Annotated in this window: 16 protein-coding genes; 8 read left to right on the top strand and 8 right to left on the bottom strand. The window is 67.6% G+C overall.

The genetic code is table 11. The features are described from left to right. Positions 1-101 precede the first annotated feature (101 nt). Complete coding sequence (locus tag AC3WLN_RS11735) at positions 102-3,137, top strand: FAD-binding and (Fe-S)-binding domain-containing protein (protein ID WP_492481335.1); 3,036 nt, start codon at positions 102-104, stop codon at positions 3,135-3,137. Positions 3,138-3,246: 109 nt separating this feature from the next. After that, a complete protein-coding gene (locus tag AC3WLN_RS11730; protein WP_492481333.1) occupies positions 3,247-4,062 on the top strand; it encodes an oxidoreductase in 816 nt (271 codons plus the stop codon). A gap of 25 nt (positions 4,063-4,087) precedes the next feature. Here AC3WLN_RS11730 and AC3WLN_RS11725 read toward each other — a convergent pair whose 3' ends face one another. After that, entirely contained in the window at positions 4,088-5,161 is a 1,074-nt protein-coding gene (locus AC3WLN_RS11725) for a DUF6662 family protein (RefSeq protein WP_492481331.1), read from the bottom strand. Positions 5,162-5,418: 257 nt separating this feature from the next. On the opposite strand from AC3WLN_RS11725, the gene AC3WLN_RS11720 reads away from it, so the two are divergent. Beyond that, positions 5,419-5,706 (top strand): hypothetical protein, encoded by a 288-nt coding sequence (locus tag AC3WLN_RS11720; protein WP_463776061.1) that lies wholly within the window; start codon positions 5,419-5,421, stop codon positions 5,704-5,706. Between the two features lie 29 nt (positions 5,707-5,735). Here the strand turns inward: AC3WLN_RS11720 and AC3WLN_RS11715 are convergent, their stop codons facing one another. The 5 genes from AC3WLN_RS11715 to AC3WLN_RS11695 form a co-directional block, all read right to left on the bottom strand. Beyond that, positions 5,736-6,455: a spermidine synthase gene (locus AC3WLN_RS11715; RefSeq protein WP_492481329.1), complete on the bottom strand. Its 720-nt coding sequence runs from the start codon at positions 6,453-6,455 to the stop codon at positions 5,736-5,738. A gap of 378 nt (positions 6,456-6,833) precedes the next feature. Continuing rightward, complete coding sequence (locus AC3WLN_RS11710; RefSeq protein WP_492481327.1) at positions 6,834-6,989, bottom strand: hypothetical protein; 156 nt, start codon at positions 6,987-6,989, stop codon at positions 6,834-6,836. A 147-nt stretch (positions 6,990-7,136) separates the two neighbouring features. Beyond that, positions 7,137-8,573, bottom strand: coding sequence for an MATE family efflux transporter (locus tag AC3WLN_RS11705; protein ID WP_492481326.1), 1,437 nt, complete (start codon positions 8,571-8,573; stop codon positions 7,137-7,139). Then, complete coding sequence (locus AC3WLN_RS11700) at positions 8,566-10,479, bottom strand: monovalent cation:proton antiporter-2 (CPA2) family protein (protein ID WP_492481324.1); 1,914 nt, start codon at positions 10,477-10,479, stop codon at positions 8,566-8,568. Before AC3WLN_RS11700 ends, AC3WLN_RS11705 begins: the two co-directional genes overlap by 8 nt. A 199-nt stretch (positions 10,480-10,678) precedes the next feature. Further along, positions 10,679-11,005, bottom strand: a complete 327-nt coding sequence (locus AC3WLN_RS11695; protein ID WP_492481322.1) for a YjiS-like domain-containing protein — start codon at positions 11,003-11,005, stop codon at positions 10,679-10,681. A 119-nt stretch (positions 11,006-11,124) separates the two neighbouring features. On the opposite strand from AC3WLN_RS11695, the gene AC3WLN_RS11690 reads away from it, so the two are divergent. The 3 genes from AC3WLN_RS11690 to thrB all read left to right on the top strand — a co-directional run bounded on the left by AC3WLN_RS11690 (position 11,125) and on the right by thrB (position 14,758). Next, on the top strand, positions 11,125-12,549 hold the full coding sequence (locus AC3WLN_RS11690; protein ID WP_492481321.1) for an aminotransferase-like domain-containing protein: 1,425 nt from the start codon (positions 11,125-11,127) through the stop codon (positions 12,547-12,549). A gap of 136 nt (positions 12,550-12,685) precedes the next feature. Further along, a complete protein-coding gene (gene ispH / locus AC3WLN_RS11685; RefSeq protein ID WP_492481319.1) occupies positions 12,686-13,687 on the top strand; it encodes a 4-hydroxy-3-methylbut-2-enyl diphosphate reductase in 1,002 nt (333 codons plus the stop codon). Between the two features lie 90 nt (positions 13,688-13,777). Next, positions 13,778-14,758, top strand: coding sequence for a homoserine kinase (gene thrB / locus AC3WLN_RS11680; RefSeq protein WP_492481317.1), 981 nt, complete (start codon positions 13,778-13,780; stop codon positions 14,756-14,758). A 90-nt stretch (positions 14,759-14,848) separates the two neighbouring features. On the opposite strand, the gene AC3WLN_RS11675 is transcribed toward thrB, so the two are convergent. Beyond that, on the bottom strand, positions 14,849-15,331 hold the full coding sequence (locus tag AC3WLN_RS11675) for a peroxiredoxin (RefSeq protein WP_492481315.1): 483 nt from the start codon (positions 15,329-15,331) through the stop codon (positions 14,849-14,851). Between the two features lie 218 nt (positions 15,332-15,549). On the opposite strand from AC3WLN_RS11675, the gene AC3WLN_RS11670 reads away from it, so the two are divergent. Continuing rightward, positions 15,550-16,158 (top strand): YqgE/AlgH family protein, encoded by a 609-nt coding sequence (locus AC3WLN_RS11670; protein WP_492481313.1) that lies wholly within the window; start codon positions 15,550-15,552, stop codon positions 16,156-16,158. A gap of 10 nt (positions 16,159-16,168) precedes the next feature. On the opposite strand, the gene AC3WLN_RS11665 is transcribed toward AC3WLN_RS11670, so the two are convergent. Beyond that, entirely contained in the window at positions 16,169-17,140 is a 972-nt protein-coding gene (locus tag AC3WLN_RS11665; protein WP_492481364.1) for a hypothetical protein, read from the bottom strand. A 428-nt stretch (positions 17,141-17,568) separates the two neighbouring features. Here AC3WLN_RS11665 and dnaK point away from each other — a divergent pair, with 428 nt between their 5' ends. After that, entirely contained in the window at positions 17,569-19,482 is a 1,914-nt protein-coding gene (dnaK, locus tag AC3WLN_RS11660; protein WP_492481311.1) for a molecular chaperone DnaK, read from the top strand. The last annotated feature ends 138 nt before the right edge of the window (positions 19,483-19,620 follow it).

Here is a 19,620-nt window from a genome sequence, read left to right as displayed (position 1 = left end):
CGGTATCTTAGCTTCGGCGGCCCCGGCCGCCACCCCATCCGGCCCGCCGCACTCCGGCATTCCGACCCGGATGCCCATCCGCCACGCGAGGACGATGACGCATGACCGCCACGGCTGAGCCATCGACCACGCCCCGCGAGGCCAATCCTACGCCCCGCGAGGCCGACCCTACGCCCCGCGCGGCCAACCGCCAGAACGCCGGCCTCGCCCGCCGCCTCGCCGAGGCCCTGCAGGGCGAGGCCCGCTTCGATCCCTTCACCCGCGGACGCTACGCCACCGACGCCTCGATCTACCAGATCGTGCCGGCCGGCGTGGTGCTGCCGCGCTCGGCCGCCGACATCGCCGCGACGCTCAAGATCGCGGCCGAGCACGACGTGCCCGTCATCCTGCGCGGCGGCGGCACCTCGCAGAACGGCCAGCCCATCGGGCACGGGCTCGTGGTCGACTGCTCGCGCCACTTCAACGGCATCACCGCCTACGACCCCGAGGGCGGCACCGTCACGGTCGAGCCCGGCATGGTGTTGGAGCGCCTCAACACCCGGGTGAAGGCGGACGGCTGGTTCTTCCCGGTCGAGCCCTCCACCGCCACCCGCTGCACCATCGGCGGCATGGCCGGCAACAATTCCTGCGGCGCCCGCTCGCTGCGCTTCGGCAAGATGAGCGACAACGTCCTGGCGATGGAGGCGCTGTTTCCCGACGGCACCCCCTTCGGCTTCGGCCTGACCGGAAACGACAGCACCGGCGTCACCGGCCCGGAACGGGCCGAGCACCTCGCCGCGGCGATGCGGGCGCTGGCCGAGTCCGAGCGCGACGAGATCCTGGCGCGCTACCCGCGTGTCCAGCGCCGGGTCGGCGGCTACAACCTCGACGCCCTGATCGAGCCCCGGCCGAACCTCGCCCATCTCCTCGTCGGCTCCGAGGGGACCCTGGCGGCCACCACCGGCGTCACCCTGAAGCTGTCGCGCCTGCCAGCCCACCGGGTCATGGGCGTCTGCCACTTCCCGTCCTTCCGCTCGGCCATGGAGACCACGAAGGCGCTGGTCGATCTCGACCCGGTGGCGGTGGAACTCGTCGACAACAACGTCCTGGTGCTCGGCGCCGACATCCCGCTGTTCCGCACCACGCTGGCCGACATCACCCGCGGCACGCCGAACTGTCTGCTGCTGGTGGAGTTCGCCGGAGACGACCGGGACGCGCTGCTCGCCGACCTCCGGCGCCTCGACGCCTGCATGAGCGACCACGGCTTCCGGAACGCCGTGGTGGAGGTGCCCGAGCCCGTCCGCCAGACATCGGTCTGGGAGGTGCGCGAGGCCTGCCTCAACATCATGATGTCCATGAAGGGCGACGCCAAGCCGGTCTCCTTCATCGAGGATTGCGCGGTGCCCCTGGAGCACCTGGCCGACTACACCGACACCGTCACGGAGGTCTTCACCCGGCACGGCACCCGCGGCACCTGGTACGCCCACGCCTCGGTGGGCTGCCTGCACGTGCGCCCGATCCTCGACATGAAGCAGGGCGGCGACGTCGCCAAGATGCGGGCCATCGCCGAGGAGGCCAGCGCCGCCGTCCGCCGCTTCAAGGGCTCCTATTCCGGCGAGCACGGCGACGGCATCTCGCGCTCGGAATACATCGCGCCGATGTTCGGGGCCCGGCTCGCCCGCGCCTTCGAGACGGTCAAGGACGGCTTCGACCCCGACAACCGCCTGAACCCCGGCAAGATCGTCCGCCCCCTGCGCATGGACGACCGCACGCTGATGCGCTTCCAGCCCGGCTACGCGGTGACGCAGCCCGGCACCCCGGCCCTCGACTGGTCGGACTGGGGCGGGTTCGGCCCGGCCGTCGAGATGTGCAACAGCAACGGCACCTGCCGGAAGCTCGTCGGCGGCGCCATGTGCCCGTCCTACCGTGTCACCAAGGACGAACAGCACCTCACCCGGGGCCGGGCCAATTCCCTGCGGCTCGCCATCTCGGGCCAGCTCGGTCCGGACGCCTTCACCAGCCCCGAGATGAAGCGGACCCTGGACCTCTGCGTCTCGTGCAAGGCCTGCCGGCGGGAATGCCCCACCGGCGTCGACATGGCCAAGATGAAGATCGAATTCCTGCACCATTACCACGCCCGGCACGGGCTGCCCCTGAAGGAGCGGCTGGTGGCGGCGCTCCCGCTCTACGCCGCCACAGCGGCGAGGCTGGCGCCCCTCCTCAACCTGCGCGACCGCCTGCCGGCGCTCGCCCGGCTCTCGGAGCGCTGGGTCGGCCTCTCGGCCCGCCGGACCCTGCCGCAATGGCGCCGGCCCTGGCGCGAATCCGGGGAGCCCGCCCATCCGGCCGACGTGTCCGGCGATTTTCGCGACGTCGTCCTGTTCGGCGACACCTTCAACCGGGCCTTCGAGCGCGAGAACCTGGAGGCGGCCGAGCGGGTGCTCATCGCGGCCGGCTACCGCCTGCACCGGGTCTTCCCCCAGCGCGGCCGCCGCCCCCTCTGCTGCGGGCGCACCTACCTCGCCTCCGGACAGACCGACCGGGCCCGGGCCGAGGCCCGGCGGACGCTGACCGCGCTGCTGCCCTTCGTCCGGGCCGGCGCCCGGGTCGTCGGCCTCGAGCCCTCCTGCCTCCTGACCTTCCGGGACGAGTTCGCCTCGCTCCTGCCCGGGCCGGAGGCGGCCGAACTCGGGCGCGCGAGCGTCCTGTTCGAGGAGTTGCTGGCGGCCGACCTCAAGGCCGGGCGGATCGACCTGCCCCTCGCCGACCAGGGCGGCCGGGTCGCCCATCTCCACGGCCACTGCCACCAGAAGGCCTTCGCGGCCATGGGCGCCGTCGAGACGGTCCTGCGCGCGGTCCCCGGCCTCGACGTCCGCCCGATCGAGTCGAGCTGCTGCGGCATGGCCGGCGCCTTCGGCTACGGCGCCGACACCATCGACGTGTCCCTGGCCATGGCCGAGCTGTCTCTGTTCCCGGCCCTTCGCAAGACGGGCCCCGACGATCTCGTCGTGGCGGACGGGACGAGCTGCCGCCATCAGATCCATGACGGCCTCGGCCTCGACGCGCGTCACGTGGCGCGCGTGCTCGACGAAACCCTCGTGACGTCGACACGACCCTCGCGCGCGTTGCGAAACGGAAAACCGTTCCTACCGCTCTGATCGGCGCGGCGCGGGTGTGCCACGGCACCCGCTTCCGCTTGCCGTTTTAGATGATGTACGTCATTTAAAACGGGAGGGGCCGGCGGATCGGACCCGCTGGGAGATCGTCATGAATCGAGCCATTCGCAAAACCGCCATCGTCACCGGTGCCTCCTCCGGCATCGGTCTCGCCACGGTGCGGGCCCTTCACAAGGCCGGCTACCGCGTCTTCGGGACGAGCCGCCGCAGCAGCGACGTCCTCGGCGACGCCGGCACCCTGCTGACCTGCGATATCACCGACGACGCCTCCGTCGCCGCCATGGTCAAGACCGTGCTCGACGAGACCGGCCGCATCGACCTCCTCGTCAACAATGCCGGCTTCGGCATCAGCGGTGGGGCCGAGGAATCCACCATCGCCCAGGCGCAGGACCTGTTCGACGTGAACCTGTACGGCCTGATCCGTGCCATCCGTGCAGTGCTTCCGACGATGCGCGCCCAGAAGAGCGGTCGCATCGTCAATATCAGCTCCGTGCTCGGTCTGATTCCGGCGCCTTACATGGCGCTCTATGCGGCCAGCAAGCATGCCGTGGAAGGGTATTCGGAATCGCTCGACCATGAGATCCGCGGCCACGGCATCCGCGTCGTCCTGGTCGAGCCGGCCTATACGCGCACGGCCTTCGACCAGAACCTGCAGGTTCCCGATGCTCAGCTGAGCCTCTACGCCGAGGCAAGGGCCGGTGCCGAACGGACGATGCGCGAGGCCATGGCCACCGCCGATGCTCCGGAGATCGTGGCCGATACCGTGCTCGCCGCCGCCGAGGCCACTCTCCCGCGCCGCCGCTACACCGCCGGCAAGGTCGCGCGCCAGATCAGTCTGCTCCGGCGCTTCGCCCCCGCCCACCTCTTCGACAAGAGCCTGCGGAAGCAGATGCACCTGCCGAACTGAGGCGTCGGACTCCCCGCGCCGGTGCTCAGAACTCCATGCCGAACTTGACCCGCACGTTGTGCCGCTCGAACTGGTTCAGCCCGAGGGCACGGCCGGCCAGGGTCGGGTCGGCATCGCGGCCCCAGACCTGTCCCGCATACGCCACCGTCAGCCAGATCTTCTCGGTGAACCGGTGGTGCAGGGCGGGACCGACGAACAGGGCCTCGCTCTCCAGCGCGTTGAGGAAGGTACCGTTGTAGCCCCGGAGGTAGCGGACCTCCGGCCCGAGATAGGTGCTTTCCCCGACCCGGGCGATCAGGGCGTTCGACCAGAGGAAGGTCGATGAACGGTAACCCGGTGCGTCCGGGCCGCGCTGGCGACCGGCGGCAGGCTCGAAGCTGATGTTGCTGCCATACCAGATCTTGTCCGGCACGAGCTGGAAATCGAGCTGGAGCACGGTCTCCATGTCGAAGATGTCGGCACCATTCCCTTCGATCGGCAGTACGCGGGTGAAGCGCGGCCGGAGTTCGAGGGCGAGCCCCAGTGGCTGGTCCTTGTCGCCCTTTAGGAACTGGTACTTCACCTCGACGGAGACCCCATCGAACGTGCCGTAGGACTTGTCGTCGAGATCGACGATGTTGCGGACTTGACGAAAGGTGCCGAACGCACCGAACTCGATGCTCAGGCGATCGATCGGATCGAACTGGTAACCGAGCTTGGTATCAAGGACGCGGTAGTATCCCTTCCCCGGCCCGGAGAGCCGCTTGCCGAGGCGCGAGATCGTATCGACGACGGCTTCCTGCTCGCCCTTCTCGCCCGCATCCGCGCCTTCGGTGAAGCCGAAGAGATGCTCGGTGTCGACATCCTTGGACTTGCCGTCGTCCCCGCCCGTTTTGTCGTCTTTCGACGCCCTGTCCGTCCTGGAGTCCCGCTCGCCCGCCTGATCCCTCTTCACCGGAGCGCCCTTGCGCGCCCGGATGGATCGTCCATCCCTCGACGCCTGGACGCTAGGCTTGGCGGCGGCCGGATCGTCCTTCTCGACGGCGTCGGCGATGGTTGAGGCCAGTGTCCCGACGATACCGATGATGGCCACGACCGGACGCACGCACCCCGAAAGCATCAGGCGAAATCCCGTTGCGGCCCTCGACGCGATGAGTGGCGGACCTGTTCTTCACCTTAGACACGGCGGCGCTTGTCCTGCCTGCTGCGGATGAGACACAAACCCGGAAAATGACGACGCCCATGGATTAAGAACACAGTTCCGGGCCAGGCGAGCCTCGGCGTGAATCGCATCGGGAAATTTCCAATCCTCCACCGATCGCCGGAACGGGTAGGGGGTGGGATGGTTTCCTCGACGCATCAGCCCGGAGATCCAACATGCGAATCATTGCGACAGCGTCGGCCCTCGCCCTCCTCACCTTCGGCAGCGTCGGTGCGGCCGAGGCCAAGGGGTGCATCAAGGGCGCCATCATCGGCGGGATCGCGGGACATTACCTCGCCGAGCGGGGAGTGGTCGGTGCGGTCGCAGGTTGCCTCGGCGGCCGTTATCTGGCGAACCGTCAGGCCAAGCGGCAGCGCGAGATCGACTACGGCTCGCGCGTCGAGCCGCGCGGCGCCGGGTACGGTCAGGTCCAGGGTCCCGGACGCCGCAATTACAGCTACTGAACCATGACCCGAGGCCGTCGCTGCCTGCGTCAGGCCTTGTGCTCCAGCGACGCGAACCGCAGCGCTCGCGCGGGTCGCGTCGCCATCCAGAGGACGTGGCGCGGACCGTCGGCGCCGCCCTTGGCACGGATGCGGAATTCCTCGACCTCAAAGCCGTGCAGGCGCAGGCGCGCCTTGAAACGTCGGTCGGGTTTGCCGGACCAGACCGCGAGGATGCCGCCGCTGCGCAGTGCGTAATGCGCGCGCTTGAGGCCCCAGGCATCGTAGAGTCGGTCGTTTTCCCGCCGGGTCATGCCCGAAGGGCCGTTGTCCACGTCGAGGAGGATAGCGTCGAACTGCTCGGGCCCCGACTGGATCAGCCGATTGACGTCCGTCTCCGCGATCTCGACCCGGGGGTCGTCCAGACTGTCGCCGAAGAGATGGGCGAGGGGGCCGCGCGCCCATGCCACCACGGCCGGGATTAGTTCGGCGACGACGACCTTCGCGTCCGGCCCAAGTGCGCCAAGGGCGGCACGGAGCGTGAAGCCCATGCCCAAGCCGCCGATGAGGATACGCGGCGCCGGGCGGCCCTCGAGGCGTTCGCAGGCGATGGTCGCCAGCGCCTGCTCGGAGCGACGATCGAGATTCGTCATGAGTTCCGCGCTCCCGACCTGGATCGAGTAGGCGTCCCCCTGCTTCAGGAGGTTCAGGCGCGCGGGGCTACCGGGAATCGCGCTGGTGTCGCACAGGACCCAGGGAGGAGAGGACATCGACGCAGGGGCTCCGTCCACAGCTCCGTTCGGCCGCGGCTGTCACCGCCTCATCCGAAACGCCCCGCGGGTCAACCGTACGACGAGCATCCGCCCCGTACGGCGCCACTCGGCTACGTGCGACCTCCCGACCAGCGCAACTGCAGAGGCTCTCCATCGGAGCTTGCACGCAGCATCCAAGCGCCGCGGTAACGACAAGCGCAGGATGTGCAGCGCGCGAGCCCTACGAACCGCATTACTGAGGGAATCGCCTGCCTCGCTGGCGGCAGGACCTTTGTCGTCCCACGCGTGGTTTTACTCGACCTGTGGATGCTGATCAGCACCAGCCTGCTTCCGGTGCCGCTGCGGTGGAGCGGGGGCTACGCGAACCTCGGTCATTCAGTACGCGGTGAAGGCGTTCTCGTCCTCGACCGCCGTTCTGATGAGCGGGAGCCGTATGGCGGCGGCCACAGCCCCCGCGGACCCCGACCGGCAGATCGGTCCGGCCGCCGAGCATGAGGTCACGAAGCCGGCGGCCATGGTCTCGACGATCACCGGCCATCTCTGCAACGCTGCGGCGGCGGATGCTGAGATCGGTGAACCCGCGCAAGACGTCTTCGCAACTGTCGCCCGGACACCATCCAGGGAACGGATTCCGCGTGATCCTGAAGCAACGTCCTCGAGAGCCCGCGCGGGCAGTGCTCAGACCAGAGCGCCGGATTGTGCCGGTGCAGCGGCACGGGTGGCGTCCGTGCCGGGATTGGGCGCCTCGACGGGATCCGTTTCCCGGGCGGCGACGCCGGCACGCCGCTCGAGAGTGACCACGGTCCGGAAGGCGAGGGCGATTCCGGCCAAGCCGAACAGGACGGAGCCGAGGCCGACGCCGGCGATGACGCCTTTCGGGCCGTAGACCTGTGCACCGATCAGGGCCGGCGGCACGGTCCCGAGGGTGGCGCGCCCCCAGTTCAGGGCTGTGGAGTAGAACGGGAAGCCGAGATTGTTGAACGCGGCGTTGGCCAGGAACAGCAGCCCCGTGAAGAACCAGACGCCGCCGCTGACGAGGCAGAAGAAGCCGAACAGGTCCGCCGCGACGCCTTCGAGTGCGAAGAGGCGGGTGAGGGAACCGGCACCCAGGATCAGGGCTGTCCAGACGACGAGCACATAGACCGCGGTGATGAGCGTCCCGTCCCGCAGGACGCCGCGCATCCGATCGAAGCGAGCCGCTCCCCAGTTCTGGCCGAGGATCGGCCCGATCGAGCCCGACATGGCGAAGAGACCACCGAAGGCCACGGGAGTGAGGCGGTCGACCACCACGTTGCCGGCTACCGCCACGGCGCCGAACTGCGCGAGGGCATGGGCGATGAATGCACTTGCGATGGAGGGCGCAAGGTTCGTCAGCACCGCCGGCAGGGCGATCCGCATGACAATGGGCGCGTCGGCGATGACGTTCGCGAGTCTCGGACGGGTGAGCAACCGGTGCTGGCGAACGCCCCACAGACCGATCACGACGAAGGTGGCTCGGGCGAAGCAGGTGGTGATGGCCGCCCCGTCGACGCCGAGGCCGGCCCCGAAGATCAGCAGAGGGTCGAGGCCGGCGGTGACGATGGCGCCGCCAAGGGTGACATACATGGCCTGGCGTGCGGCTCCGACCGCGCGAAGCAGCCCGGAAAACATCATGCCCGGGCCCATCAGCAGGTTCGACGGCAGGGTGATCCAGAGGAAGCGGGTCGCCACCGGCAGCGTCTCGGCATCCGCGCCGATCCACCTGAGCAAGGTCGGCAGGCATGGCAGCATTGCCGCAACGAGGAGGCCGGAGACGATGATGCCCTGAATGGTGCCCGAGGTCGCGAGGCGGCGCGCGCCTTCCGCGTCGCCGGCCCCGATCGCCCGTGAGACCAGAGCACCGGCCGCGATCATCAAGCCGATATTGATGGCGATGGCGAAGAACTGAATGATGGTGGCAAAGCCCACGGCCGCCGTCAGCGTCGGATCGCCGAGCTTGGAGACGTAGAGCAGCGACAGAAAGTCGACGACGAAAATCGCCATCAGCCCGATCGAGCCGGTGGCACTCATCGTCACCACATGGCGCAGGATAGACCCCTCGACGAACCGCGCCGAACCGGATGTCGCCTCAGGCATCCGTGCGGGCATCCTGCGGTTGCTCCGGCTGCGTCTCGTGGGTCTCCAGGGTGCGGGTCGCCGCCTCCCGCCTCTGTGATCCGATGATATCACGGGTCTCGGCGTTGAGGGCACGCGAAGGCCGCCTCGGCTCGGTCAGGGGTTCAGGCTTGATCTCGTTCAGGCCGCGGGCCCATGTCATCGCGTCCGGCAGAGCGCCCGCCTGCTGCAACACGAGGCGGGCGACGTCGCGCTTTCGCACGTCCTCGGCAGTGGCCGCCGCCGCTTCGGCACTGAGGCCGAGCCCCTCCAGGGTCGCGCGTCCGAAGGCGAGGGCGGACTCCACCGTTTCGCGCAGTTGATAATCCACGTCCCGGTTCATCAACTCGACGGCGTGCATGCGATCATAGGCCCGCACATAGGTGCGCACGCTCGCGAATTCCTCATGCACGATGTCGACGACCTTCAGGGCGGCCTCGTTGTCGTCGACGCAGACGCAGACGAGTTCGGCCCGGCCGATCCCGGCGGCGCGCAGCACGTCGAGGCGAGTGCCATCGCCGTAGTAGATGCGGAAACCGAAGCGTGCAGCGCTGCGGATCTGCTCCACGTCCTTGTCGATCACCGTGACGCTGATGCCCTCGGCGAGCAGCACCTGGGTGAGGATCTGTCCGAAGCGGCCGAAGCCGATGACGAGGACGCGGGCCTCGGTACTTTCGATGGCCTCCGGCATTGCTTCGGGGCCTTCGGGACGCCTCGCGAGCACGGCATCGAGGGCCTTGGCCGCCACGGGGCCGACCAGCATGGTCAAGGCCGCGAGGGCCACGGCGAAGCGGGTACTCGCGGAATCGACGAGACCGAGCTCGCCCCCCGCCGGCAACAGCACGAAGGCGAATTCACCGGCCGGTGCCAGGATGGCCCCGCCCCGTACGGCGTCGAGCCAGGGCGATCCGAACAGACGAAACAGGCCGGCGACGAGGGCGACCTTGAGCAGGATCGCACCAGCCGTCGCCCCGAGGAGGGTCGGCCATTCGGCCTTCAGTAGGCCGCCGTCGATGGACATCCCCACGCTCATGAAAAACAGGCCGAGCAGCATGCCGCGGAATGGCTCGATATCGGCCTCGAGCTGGTGACGGAAGTTCGATTCGGCCAGCAGAACGCCCGCCAGGAACGCGCCCATCGCCATCGACAGCCCGACATGCTCCATCAGCATCGCGGTGCCGAGCACCACGAGGAGAGCGGCTGCGGTCATGACTTCGCGCGCACCGCTGGCCGCCAGGAGGCCGAAGAACGGATTGAGTCCGTAGCGCCCGACCAAGACGACGGCGAGGATCGCGGCACCCACCGTGCCGGTGGATTGCAGGGCCGAGAGGAGCCAGCCGTCGCCGCCTCCCGTGCCGGACGAGGCGGCCAGGGGCATCAGGGCCAGGATGGCGACCACGGAGATGTCCTGAAAAAGGAGGACGGCGAAGGCCCGCCCGCCATAGGGCGTTCCCATGTCGCCACGCTCCTCCAGCAGCTGGAGGGCAACGGCGGTGGCCGAGAGCGCCAGTGCGATGCCGATGACCAGGCTCGCCGAAGGCTTGGCGCCCATGAGGATGCCGACACCCGCCAGGGCCGCCGAGCAGACGATCAGCTGCGCAGTGCCGAGGCCGAAAATGTCCCGCCGCATCGAAACGAGGCGGGAGATCTGGAGCTCGAGGCCGACGATGAAAAGCAGCAGCACGACGCCGAGTTCGGCGACGCTCGCCGCCGTTTCGGGCTCCGCGATCAGGGAGAAACCGAACGGCCCGATCACCACCCCGGCCACGAGGTAACCAAGCACCGCGCTCTGGCCGATGAGGCGAAAAATCGGCACACCGATCACCGCCGCCGACAGGAACGTCAGCACGGGGGGCAGGAAGCTGACGTGGGTCGCGGCGCTTGCCATGAGAATCCGAGGTTGGATCAATATCCAAGACGGCGATGGCCGACCCCGTGTGGAGCGATCCATAGAGTGCCAGACGGCTCCGTCTTAACCAGCAGGAGTCCAGCCGTCACGCCCAGGCCGAAGGCGAAGCTCCCGCAAACGCCTCGGGGAGCCTCCCGTAGTGCGCATCGGCACCTGATCGAACCTTCGGGGATCTCCCTCACTCGCGCCGCGGCGGCCATTGCCCGCGCGGGACGCGCCGGGCGGCCCGGCGCTCGCTCTGGCGATTTATCAAGAAGGTCGACGCGTCGCCGTCCAGGAGCAGGATTTCGGCGTCGAGCACGTCCTGGCGAACGAGGCCGATATCCCGGAGCTCACGGTCCGACATCACCGACAATTGGCGAACGACCCGGCGGTTGATCGCGGCACGTGACACCGCGGCGGCCGCGGCCGCGAGCATACCCGACAGCCGCGCCTTCGCCGACGCAATGGCGCCCCGGGCGTTGCCGGCGGCGTATGTAGCGGTGGGAGTGGTGATGCCGTCCATGATGCGCATCCTTTCTCGAAGCGCGTGTCGATGCAGGAAGGATGAGTGACGAGGGCTGTCCGCGACAGGGACAATCCAGTACGGTTGGATTGAATTGTCCGGTACGAAGAGCAGCACAGATGAAGACCTCCCTGTCGTGCGTACCAACCCTGGTCGAGACCGTGGCGGCGGCGATCACGGAGCGGATCGCCAGCCGCCAGCTCATGCCGGGCGCGCGCCTGCCGTCCGTCCGGGCCTTCGCGGAAGCCATGGGCGTGTCGAAATCCACCGTGGTGGAAGCCTACGACCGACTTGGGGCCGAAGGCGCCATCGTTGCGCGGCGCGGCTCCGGCTTCTACGTGGCAGGCAAGACGCGACCGCTGTGCCTGAAGGCGGTAGGTCCGCAGTTGGACCGGGCGGTGGACCCCCTCTGGATCACCCGGCAATCCATGCAGGCCGGCCCGGATCTCGTGATGCCCGGCTCGGGCTGGCTGCCGCCGTCCTGGATGCCGGACGAGGCGATCCGGCGCGGCCTGCGCCAGCTCGCCCGCGGCTCGGAGGCGAACCTCGTCTCACATGACCAACCTCTCGGCTTTCCGCCATTGCGTGCGCAGATCGCCCGACGCCTGGCGGAGAAGGGTGTCGAGGCCGGCGCCGACCAGATCGTACTGGTCGATTCCGCGACGCAGGCCCTCGACCTCCTCGTCCGGTTCCTCATCGAACCGGGCGACACGGTGCTGGTGGATGACCCCTGCTACTTCAATTATCATGGCTTGCTTCGAGCGCAGCGGGCACGGATCGTTGGGGTGCCGATGACACCGACCGGACCCGACCTCACCGCCCTTGCCACGCAACTCGCCGAGCATCGGCCCCGGTTCTACGTCATCAATTCCGCGCTCCAGAACCCGACAGGCTCGACACTGGCGCCGACGATCGCACACCGCATCCTGAAGCTCGCCGAGGCGCATGACACCCTCATCATCGAGGATGACATCTTCGGGGATTTCGAGGGTGATCCGTCCCCGCGGCTCGCAGGGTTCGACGGGCTGGAGCGCGTGATCCAGATCGGAAGCTTCTCGAAGACGCTCTCGGCGGCGATCCGCTGCGGGTTCATCGCGTTGCGTGAGGATTGGGTGGAGCCGCTTGTCGATCTCAAGCTCGCCATGAGCCTGGGCAACAGCCACCTGTCGGCGAGCCTGATGCACGGCCTCCTGACCGACGGGACCTACCGCCGGCACCTCGCGGACGTCCGGGAGAAGTTGGGACGCGCCATGGCGCCGGCCCTGCGCCGGCTTGAGGGATGTGGACTGACGGCATGGCTGGAACCGTCGGGCGGGTTCTTCCTATGGATGCGTTTGCCCGATAGCCTCGATTCGGCGGATGTCGCGAGGCGTGCCCTGGCACGCGGGCTCGTGCTCGCCCCGGGCGGCGCCTTCAGTCCGTCGTCGCTCGGCAACAGCTTCCTGCGCTTCAACGTCGCCCAATGCACCGATCCGCGCATGATCCCCATGCTTCAGGCCGTCCTGGAGGATTGTGCAGCGGCGCGGCCCGTTCAAGCGGCCTGAAACCGTTCGTCTGCGCACGTTTCGGGGTGTGTATGCCACGTGGGCCCGGTTTTGCGGGACCACAGGTGCCCGGGCAGGAGTTTTCCGCTATGACAGGTTGACAGGGGCGTCCCCGCCTCGCCACATCCCGGCTATCATGAGCGACGCGAATCTGACGACATCCCCCGCCCCCGGTGATGCGGCCAAGCCGCCCCTGGAAATTCTGCTCTGCGCACCGCGCGGATTCTGCGCCGGCGTCGTGCGGGCGATCGATGTTGTGGAGCGGGCCCTCGCCATCTACGGACCCCCGGTCTACGTCCGCCACGAGATCGTCCACAACAAGTACGTCGTCGAGAGCCTGAAGCGGAAGGGCGCCGTGTTCGTGCGCGAACTCGACGAAGTTCCAGACGGCTCCGCGCCGGTGATCTTCTCGGCACACGGTGTTGCCAAGACGGTGCCGCACAACGCTGATTCCCGCGGACTCACCACCATCGACGCCACCTGCCCGCTGGTGACGAAGGTCCACCGCGAAGCAGAGATCCATCACAAGCGCGGCCGCCACGTGCTGCTCGTCGGCCATTCCGGTCATCCCGAGGTGGTCGGGACCATGGGCCAGTTGCCCAAGGGCTCCATCACTCTGGTCGAGGATCTGGAGCAGATCGCCGCCCTCGAGCCTGAGAACCGGGACAATCTGGCCTGGGTGACGCAGACGACCCTGTCGGTGGACGACACGCACCACATCGTCGAGGCACTGAAGAAGAAGTTCCCGACCATCACGGGTCCGCACAAGGACGACATCTGCTATGCCACCACCAACCGCCAGGAGGCGGTGAAGCAGGTGGCACCGCTCGTCGATGCGGTCATCGTGGTCGGCTCCTCGAACTCCTCGAACTCGCAGCGCCTGCGCGAGGTCGCCGAGCGCGTCGGATGCCCGATCACACGGCTGGTGCTCCGCGCCGAGGAGATCGATTGGCCCGCCTTCGAGGGCATCCGGAAGCTCGGCCTCACGGCTGGTGCATCCGCTCCGGAAGTGCTGGTGGAGGAAATCATCGATGCCTTCGCCGCCCGTTACACCGTGACGGTGGATACGGTCTCGACGGTGGTCGAGGACATGTCCTTCCCGCTGCCGCGGGAACTCCGCAGCGAAGCTGCCGAATAGGCCTTCACCACTTCTGAATTCCAGCCTTCAGCAGGGGCGCCGTTCGGCGCCCCTATCCATTTCGTCCCCGAGAACTCAAGCGAACGCGACGTGGCTGTCTACACCGAGGTCTCCGACGCGGCGCTGACCGCCTTTCTCTCCGCTTACGAGATCGGCACGCTGCTCTCCTACAAGGGCATCGCCGAGGGCGTGGAGAACACAAACTTCTATCTGCACACCACCGGCGGTTCCTTTATTCTCACCCTCTACGAGAAGCGGGTCAGGGCCGACGACCTCCCGTTCTTTCTCAACCTGATGGAACACCTTGCCGCGCGGGGGCTCGCCTGCCCGCTGCCGATCCGAGACCGCGCGGGGATGGCGCTCGGGGAACTCTGTGGCCGGCCCGCGGTGATCGTCACCTTCCTCGACGGCGTTTCGGTGAAGCGGCCTGGGCTGGATCACTGTCGCGCCCTCGGTCGTGCCCTCGCCGGACTGCATGCCGCCGGCGCCGATTTCGGCATGCAGCGAGCCAATAATCTGTCGGTCGAGGCATGGGAGCCGCTTTTCCGGCTCGCCGAGCCCCAGGCGGACACCGTGTCGCCGGGCCTCTCCGGCCGCGTTCTGGGCGACCTCGCCGTCTTGCAGCGTTCCTGGCCATCGGGCCTGCCGTCCGGCGTGATCCACGCCGACCTCTTCACCGACAATGTGTTCTTCATCGGCGACGAATTGTCGGGCCTGATCGATTTCTACTTCGCCTGCACCGACGCCTTCGCCTACGATCTGGCGATCTGCATCAACGCCTGGTGCTTTGAGGCCGACGGTACCTTCCACCGCGACATGGGCGCGGCTCTGATCGCTGGCTACGAGGCGGTGCGTCCGCTCATTCCCGCGGAGATCGCGGCGTTGCCGATCCTGTGCCGGGGTGCGGCCCTGCGCTTCATGCTGACCCGCCTCGTGGACTGGCTCAACGTGCCGGCCGGCGCTTTGGTCCAGCCGAAGGACCCCCTCGAATACGATCGTCGGCTGACCTTCCATCGCACCGTGACGGATGCCCGGGATTATGGCTGGGCCCCTTCGGAACGCTGTCTCTGAATAGGGATTTCACCGGCATTCGCCCCGACATACGACGGGGGTCCCTCTCGTCGACAGCCGACGGATGCGCCGCACCCGCCGGCGCATCCGTCAGAGGACCTTGAGGAGCGCCTCCGCGCCGGAGAGCTCAGTCTTGGCCGGTGAGTCCTCCACGTTGAGAACGCGTACGACCCCGTCCTCGACGAGCATGGCATAGCGCTTCGACCGGGTGCCGAGGCCGAAACCGGCCCCGTCCATGTCGAGGCCGACAGCCTTTGCGAACTCGGCATTGCCGTCGGCGAGGAACTCGATACCCTCGGCGCCGCTCGCCTTCTGCCAGGCATCGAGCACGAACACGTCGTTCACCGACGTGACCGCGATGGCATCGACGCCATGCGCCTTGATCTCGGCCTGCTTCTCGACGAAGCCGGGCAGGTGATTGCGGTGGCAGCTCGGGGTGAAGGCGCCGGGGACCCCGACGAGAACGATGCGGCGTCCCTTGAAGAGGTCATCGGTGGTCTTGGCTTCCGGGCCGTCCGCCCCGCTCACACGGAACGTGACCTGGGGGAGGTGGTCGCCAACCTGGATGGTCATCCGTCGTCTCCTGAAGATCGCCGGGGCTTCCGAACCATCGGACCCCTTGGCGCTGCCACGTGATCACGCCCGGCCGTCAAACCAGCCCGGCCCGCGGAAAACCGTCTAGCTCGCAGGGGTTTGCCTGTCGAGTTTCCAACCTCCGCGCGCGAGTCGGATATCCCTCGAACGACACGCCGTACCCTGGACAATGTCGCCGGCCCGCGTAGCATGCGGCGATGCAGACTTCTCAGGCCCGCGCGGGCGACCCCGCCTATCTCGACGGTCAGTTCCTCGTGGCGATGCCGGGCCTGACGGATTCGCGCTTCGCCCGGTCGGTGATCTACCTCTGCGCGCACTCCGCGGACGGTGCGATGGGGATCATCCTCAACAAGGCCGTTTCCGACCTGAACATGCCGGATCTGTTGATCCAGCTCGATATCGCCAGCGAGACCGACGCGATCCGGTTGCGCGAGCGGGTCGGGCACATGCCGGTACTGATGGGGGGACCGGTGGATGCCAAGCGCGGCTTCGTGCTCCACACCGACGATTTCCATATCGACCAGTCCACGCTGATGATCGATGACGGGATCTGTCTCACGGCGACGGTGGATATCCTGCGGGCGATCGCGGCCGGCGACGGTCCAGCCAGCGCCGTCCTGGCCCTGGGCTACGCCGGCTGGCAAGCTGGACAGCTTGAGAACGAGATCCTGGCCAATGGCTGGCTGGTCTGCCCGGCCGACCCGGACATGATCTTCCACACGGCCCTCGATGCCAAATACGAGCGCACGCTGCGTAACAACGGCATCGACCTGGCGATGCTCTCCGTCAGCGCCGGCCACGGCTGATCATTCGCCGCTACTGATCGGCGAAGGGTGGACCACCCGTATCCGGGTTCATCCCCTCGACCGGCGGCTTGCGACGCGGGCGAGGCGGAGCCGCCGAAGCGCTCGGCGCCGCAGTGCCGGTATTCACACCGAGGCGAGTGGCCAGGGCCAGGGCACGCGCCTCGGTGAAGCGCAGGTTGCAGAATCCGTGAGCGCCTTCGCGGGCATAGGTTCGGCACATCTGCTCACGGTCCGATGAGAACGCCGCCTGCTCCGTTACGACGGGGCGCAGTTCAGGACCCCGCAGGCGCTGGCTCATCAGCTTGTAGTTCTCGCGCACCGCGCGGTCGGCCCCACCGCGTGCGCCCTCGAACTCTCCGGCCCGGGGAATGAGGGTCGCGGCGGCCGGTCCCCAGAGGCCGGTCGGCGTGGTCGCACAATCTGCTGCCGCGAAGGTGCAGACCGGGCCAGAAAGCGATTGGACCAGTACGGCCCCGTCCAACACGTCGAAGCGCAGGGGACATTCGCCTCCGGAGACCTCGAACCGGCCGACGCCCTCGGGGCGCCCCTCGGACGAAAGGGCCACCGGCGATCCGCCGTTCAGCGGCACCTTACAGGTCTCGACCGGCTGGGAAATCTTGTTGCCCGGCAGTACGACGCGGGCGGAGGTGCCGGCGCCCGCACGCTCCAGCTTCAGACTGCCGTTAAGTCCGTTCAGCTGCAATTCCTGCCCCATCACGTTGTCCTCGGACGGCGCTTTCAGGACGACGGGTTGGCGCGGCACAGGGGGTGCTTTGGGCGCCTCGACGGTCGAGGGCGGGGCGGCCTCACCCGGCGCGCCTGGGACTGGCGCGGACGGCGCCGTCGGGACGCCGCGCGGCGGTACGGGAGGCTTGGCCGCACGCCCGATCCCGAACAGTTCTTCGAAGAACGACTGCGCACAGGCCGGATGGGGGATCGATGCCAGTACCGGCAGGAGAAGGAGTACGCGGGTCAGACGCATCGAAACTTTCAGGCCTGTTTCCGTGAAGGCGGCGAGATGCGCAGCCAAGCACGTTCACACACCACTTACCATGCGCGAACCAGCCCGCCACAGCGGCATCAGAGATTATCGTCCATCAAGTCTCGGTGGCCACTTATGGCAGCCGCAGCGTCCAGGCGTCCGACGACTGCCCGAAGGCGAGGGTGATGAAGGGGACAACGCGGTCCGAGAGGTTCCGATGCATCTCGTCGGAGTGCTTCGCCTTGCGGCGTCGCGACACCCTTCTTATATCGGCCGAGACGCGGGATTAAGACCCGGCTCTGCACCGTTCCGGGGTGCGAACCGGTGCCCAAACCCGTTCTCACACAATCAGTTTTGCACAGCCATGGGCCGAGCTGCTTCGGGGCTCGGCGGTCTGCTTGACCAAACGACAACAGAGGGATCCCACCATGGGTAAGGTAATCGGTATCGACCTCGGCACCACCAATTCCTGCGTGGCCGTCATGGAAGGCACGCAGCCCAAGGTCGTCGAAAACTCGGAAGGCGCGCGTACCACGCCGTCCATCGTCGCGTTCACCGACGAGGGCGAGCGCCTCGTCGGCCAGCCGGCTAAGCGCCAGGCGGTCACGAATCCCGAGCGCACGTTCTTCGCGATCAAGCGTCTCGTCGGTCGCACCTACGACGACCCGATGACGCAGAAGGACAAGGGCCTCGTGCCCTACAAGATCGTCCGTGGCGACAACGGCGACGCCTGGGTCGAGGCGGACGGAAAGAAGTACTCGCCCTCGCAGATCTCCGCCTTCACCCTGCAGAAGATGAAGGAGACCGCGGAGGCGCATCTCGGCCAGCCGGTGACGCAGGCCGTCATCACGGTGCCTGCTTACTTCAACGACGCCCAGCGCCAGGCCACCAAGGACGCCGGCAAGATCGCCGGTCTCGAGGTGCTGCGCATCATCAACGAGCCGACCGCTGCGGCCCTCGCCTATGGCCTTGACAAGAAGAAGGCCGGCACCATCGCGGTCTACGACCTCGGCGGCGGCACCTTCGACGTCTCGATCCTCGAGATCGGCGACGGCGTGTTCGAGGTGAAATCCACCAACGGCGACACCTTCCTCGGCGGCGAGGACTTCGACAACCGCGTGGTCGAGTACCTGACGAGCGAGTTCAAGCGCGAGCAGGGTATCGACCTGACGAAGGACAAGCTCGCCCTCCAGCGTCTCAAGGAGGCCGCTGAGAAGGCCAAGATCGAGCTGTCCTCGGCGACGCAGACCGAGATCAACCTGCCCTACATCACGGCCGATGCCACGGGCCCGAAGCATCTCGCGCTCAAGCTCAGCCGTGCCAAGTTCGAGTCCCTCGTCGACGATCTCGTCCAACGCACGATCGAGCCCTGCCGCAAGGCGCTGAAGGACGCCGGTGTCTCGGCTTCCGAGATCGACGAGGTGGTGCTGGTCGGTGGCATGATCCGCATGCCGAAGATCCAGGAAGTCGTGAAGTCCTTCTTCGGCAAGGAGCCCCACAAGGGCGTCAACCCGGATGAGGTCGTTGCCATCGGCGCGGCGGTCCAGGCCGGCGTACTCCAGGGCGACGTCAAGGACGTGCTGCTCCTCGACGTCACCCCACTCTCGCTCGGCATCGAGACGCTGGGTGGCGTGTTCACGCGCCTCATCGACCGCAACACCACGATCCCGACGAAGAAGTCCCAGACCTTCTCGACGGCCGAGGACAATCAGAACGCGGTCACCATCCGGGTCTTCCAGGGTGAGCGCGAGATGGCGGCCGACAACAAGCTGCTCGGCCAGTTCGACCTGATGGGCATTCCGCCGGCCCCGCGCGGCATGCCGCAGATCGAGGTGACCTTCGACATCGATGCGAACGGCATCGTGAACGTCACGGCCAAGGACAAGGCGACGAACAAGGAGCACCAGATCCGGATCCAGGCCTCTGGCGGGCTGTCGGATGCCGACATCGAGCGGATGGTCAAGGACGCCGAGGCGAATGCCGAGGCGGACAAGAAGCGCCGCGAGGTCGTCGAGGTGAAGAACCAGGGTGAGAGCCTGATCCACGCCACCGAGAAGTCGGTGAAGGAGTATGGCGACAAGGTCTCGGCCGACGACAAGGGTGCCATCGAGACCGCCATCACCGCTCTTCGCACCGCCCTGGAGGGAGACGACGTGGAGGTCATCAAGGCGCGCACCACCGACGTGATGCAGGCCTCGATGAAACTCGGCGAAGCGATGTACGCCGCCAATCAGGCTGGTGAGGCCGGTGCCGAGGCCGGCACCGGCGAAGCGAAGAAGGACGATGTCATCGACGCCGATTTCCAGGAAGTCGATGACAAGGACCAGAAGAAGCGGGCATAACGCCTGCATCTGAGGACGGGGCCGGAGCGATCCGGCCCCGTGCCATGTCCGGCTGGCGCCACGACCGGCGTCGAGTGGGTTTCAAGACCACCGCGTATGACGAGGACGGCGCGATCTCGTTGGATCGACGCGCCGGGG

The organism is Methylobacterium sp. FW306-05-D (assembly GCF_058782155.1).
Note: the sequence above shows the minus strand (reverse complement) of the source record. Positions and strands in the feature narration are given on the sequence as shown.

Bases quoted from the DNA above. Each gene is read 5' to 3' on its own strand.
- AC3WLN_RS11735 (WP_492481335.1), top strand. From the start codon at position 102: ATGACCGCCACGGCTGAGCCATCGACCACGCCCCGCGAGGCCAATCCT.
- AC3WLN_RS11730 (WP_492481333.1), top strand. From the start codon at position 3,247: ATGAATCGAGCCATTCGCAAAACCGCCATCGTCACCGGTGCCTCCTCC.
- AC3WLN_RS11725 (WP_492481331.1), bottom strand. From the start codon at position 5,161: ATGCTTTCGGGGTGCGTGCGTCCGGTCGTGGCCATCATCGGTATCGTC.
- AC3WLN_RS11720 (WP_463776061.1), top strand. From the start codon at position 5,419: ATGCGAATCATTGCGACAGCGTCGGCCCTCGCCCTCCTCACCTTCGGC.
- AC3WLN_RS11715 (WP_492481329.1), bottom strand. From the start codon at position 6,455: ATGTCCTCTCCTCCCTGGGTCCTGTGCGACACCAGCGCGATTCCCGGT.
- AC3WLN_RS11705 (WP_492481326.1), bottom strand. From the start codon at position 8,573: ATGCCTGAGGCGACATCCGGTTCGGCGCGGTTCGTCGAGGGGTCTATC.
- AC3WLN_RS11700 (WP_492481324.1), bottom strand. From the start codon at position 10,479: ATGGCAAGCGCCGCGACCCACGTCAGCTTCCTGCCCCCCGTGCTGACG.
- AC3WLN_RS11695 (WP_492481322.1), bottom strand. From the start codon at position 11,005: ATGGACGGCATCACCACTCCCACCGCTACATACGCCGCCGGCAACGCC.
- AC3WLN_RS11690 (WP_492481321.1), top strand. From the start codon at position 11,125: ATGAAGACCTCCCTGTCGTGCGTACCAACCCTGGTCGAGACCGTGGCG.
- ispH (WP_492481319.1), top strand. From the start codon at position 12,686: ATGAGCGACGCGAATCTGACGACATCCCCCGCCCCCGGTGATGCGGCC.
- AC3WLN_RS11675 (WP_492481315.1), bottom strand. From the start codon at position 15,331: ATGACCATCCAGGTTGGCGACCACCTCCCCCAGGTCACGTTCCGTGTG.
- AC3WLN_RS11670 (WP_492481313.1), top strand. From the start codon at position 15,550: ATGCAGACTTCTCAGGCCCGCGCGGGCGACCCCGCCTATCTCGACGGT.
- AC3WLN_RS11665 (WP_492481364.1), bottom strand. From the start codon at position 17,140: ATGCGTCTGACCCGCGTACTCCTTCTCCTGCCGGTACTGGCATCGATC.
- dnaK (WP_492481311.1), top strand. From the start codon at position 17,569: ATGGGTAAGGTAATCGGTATCGACCTCGGCACCACCAATTCCTGCGTG.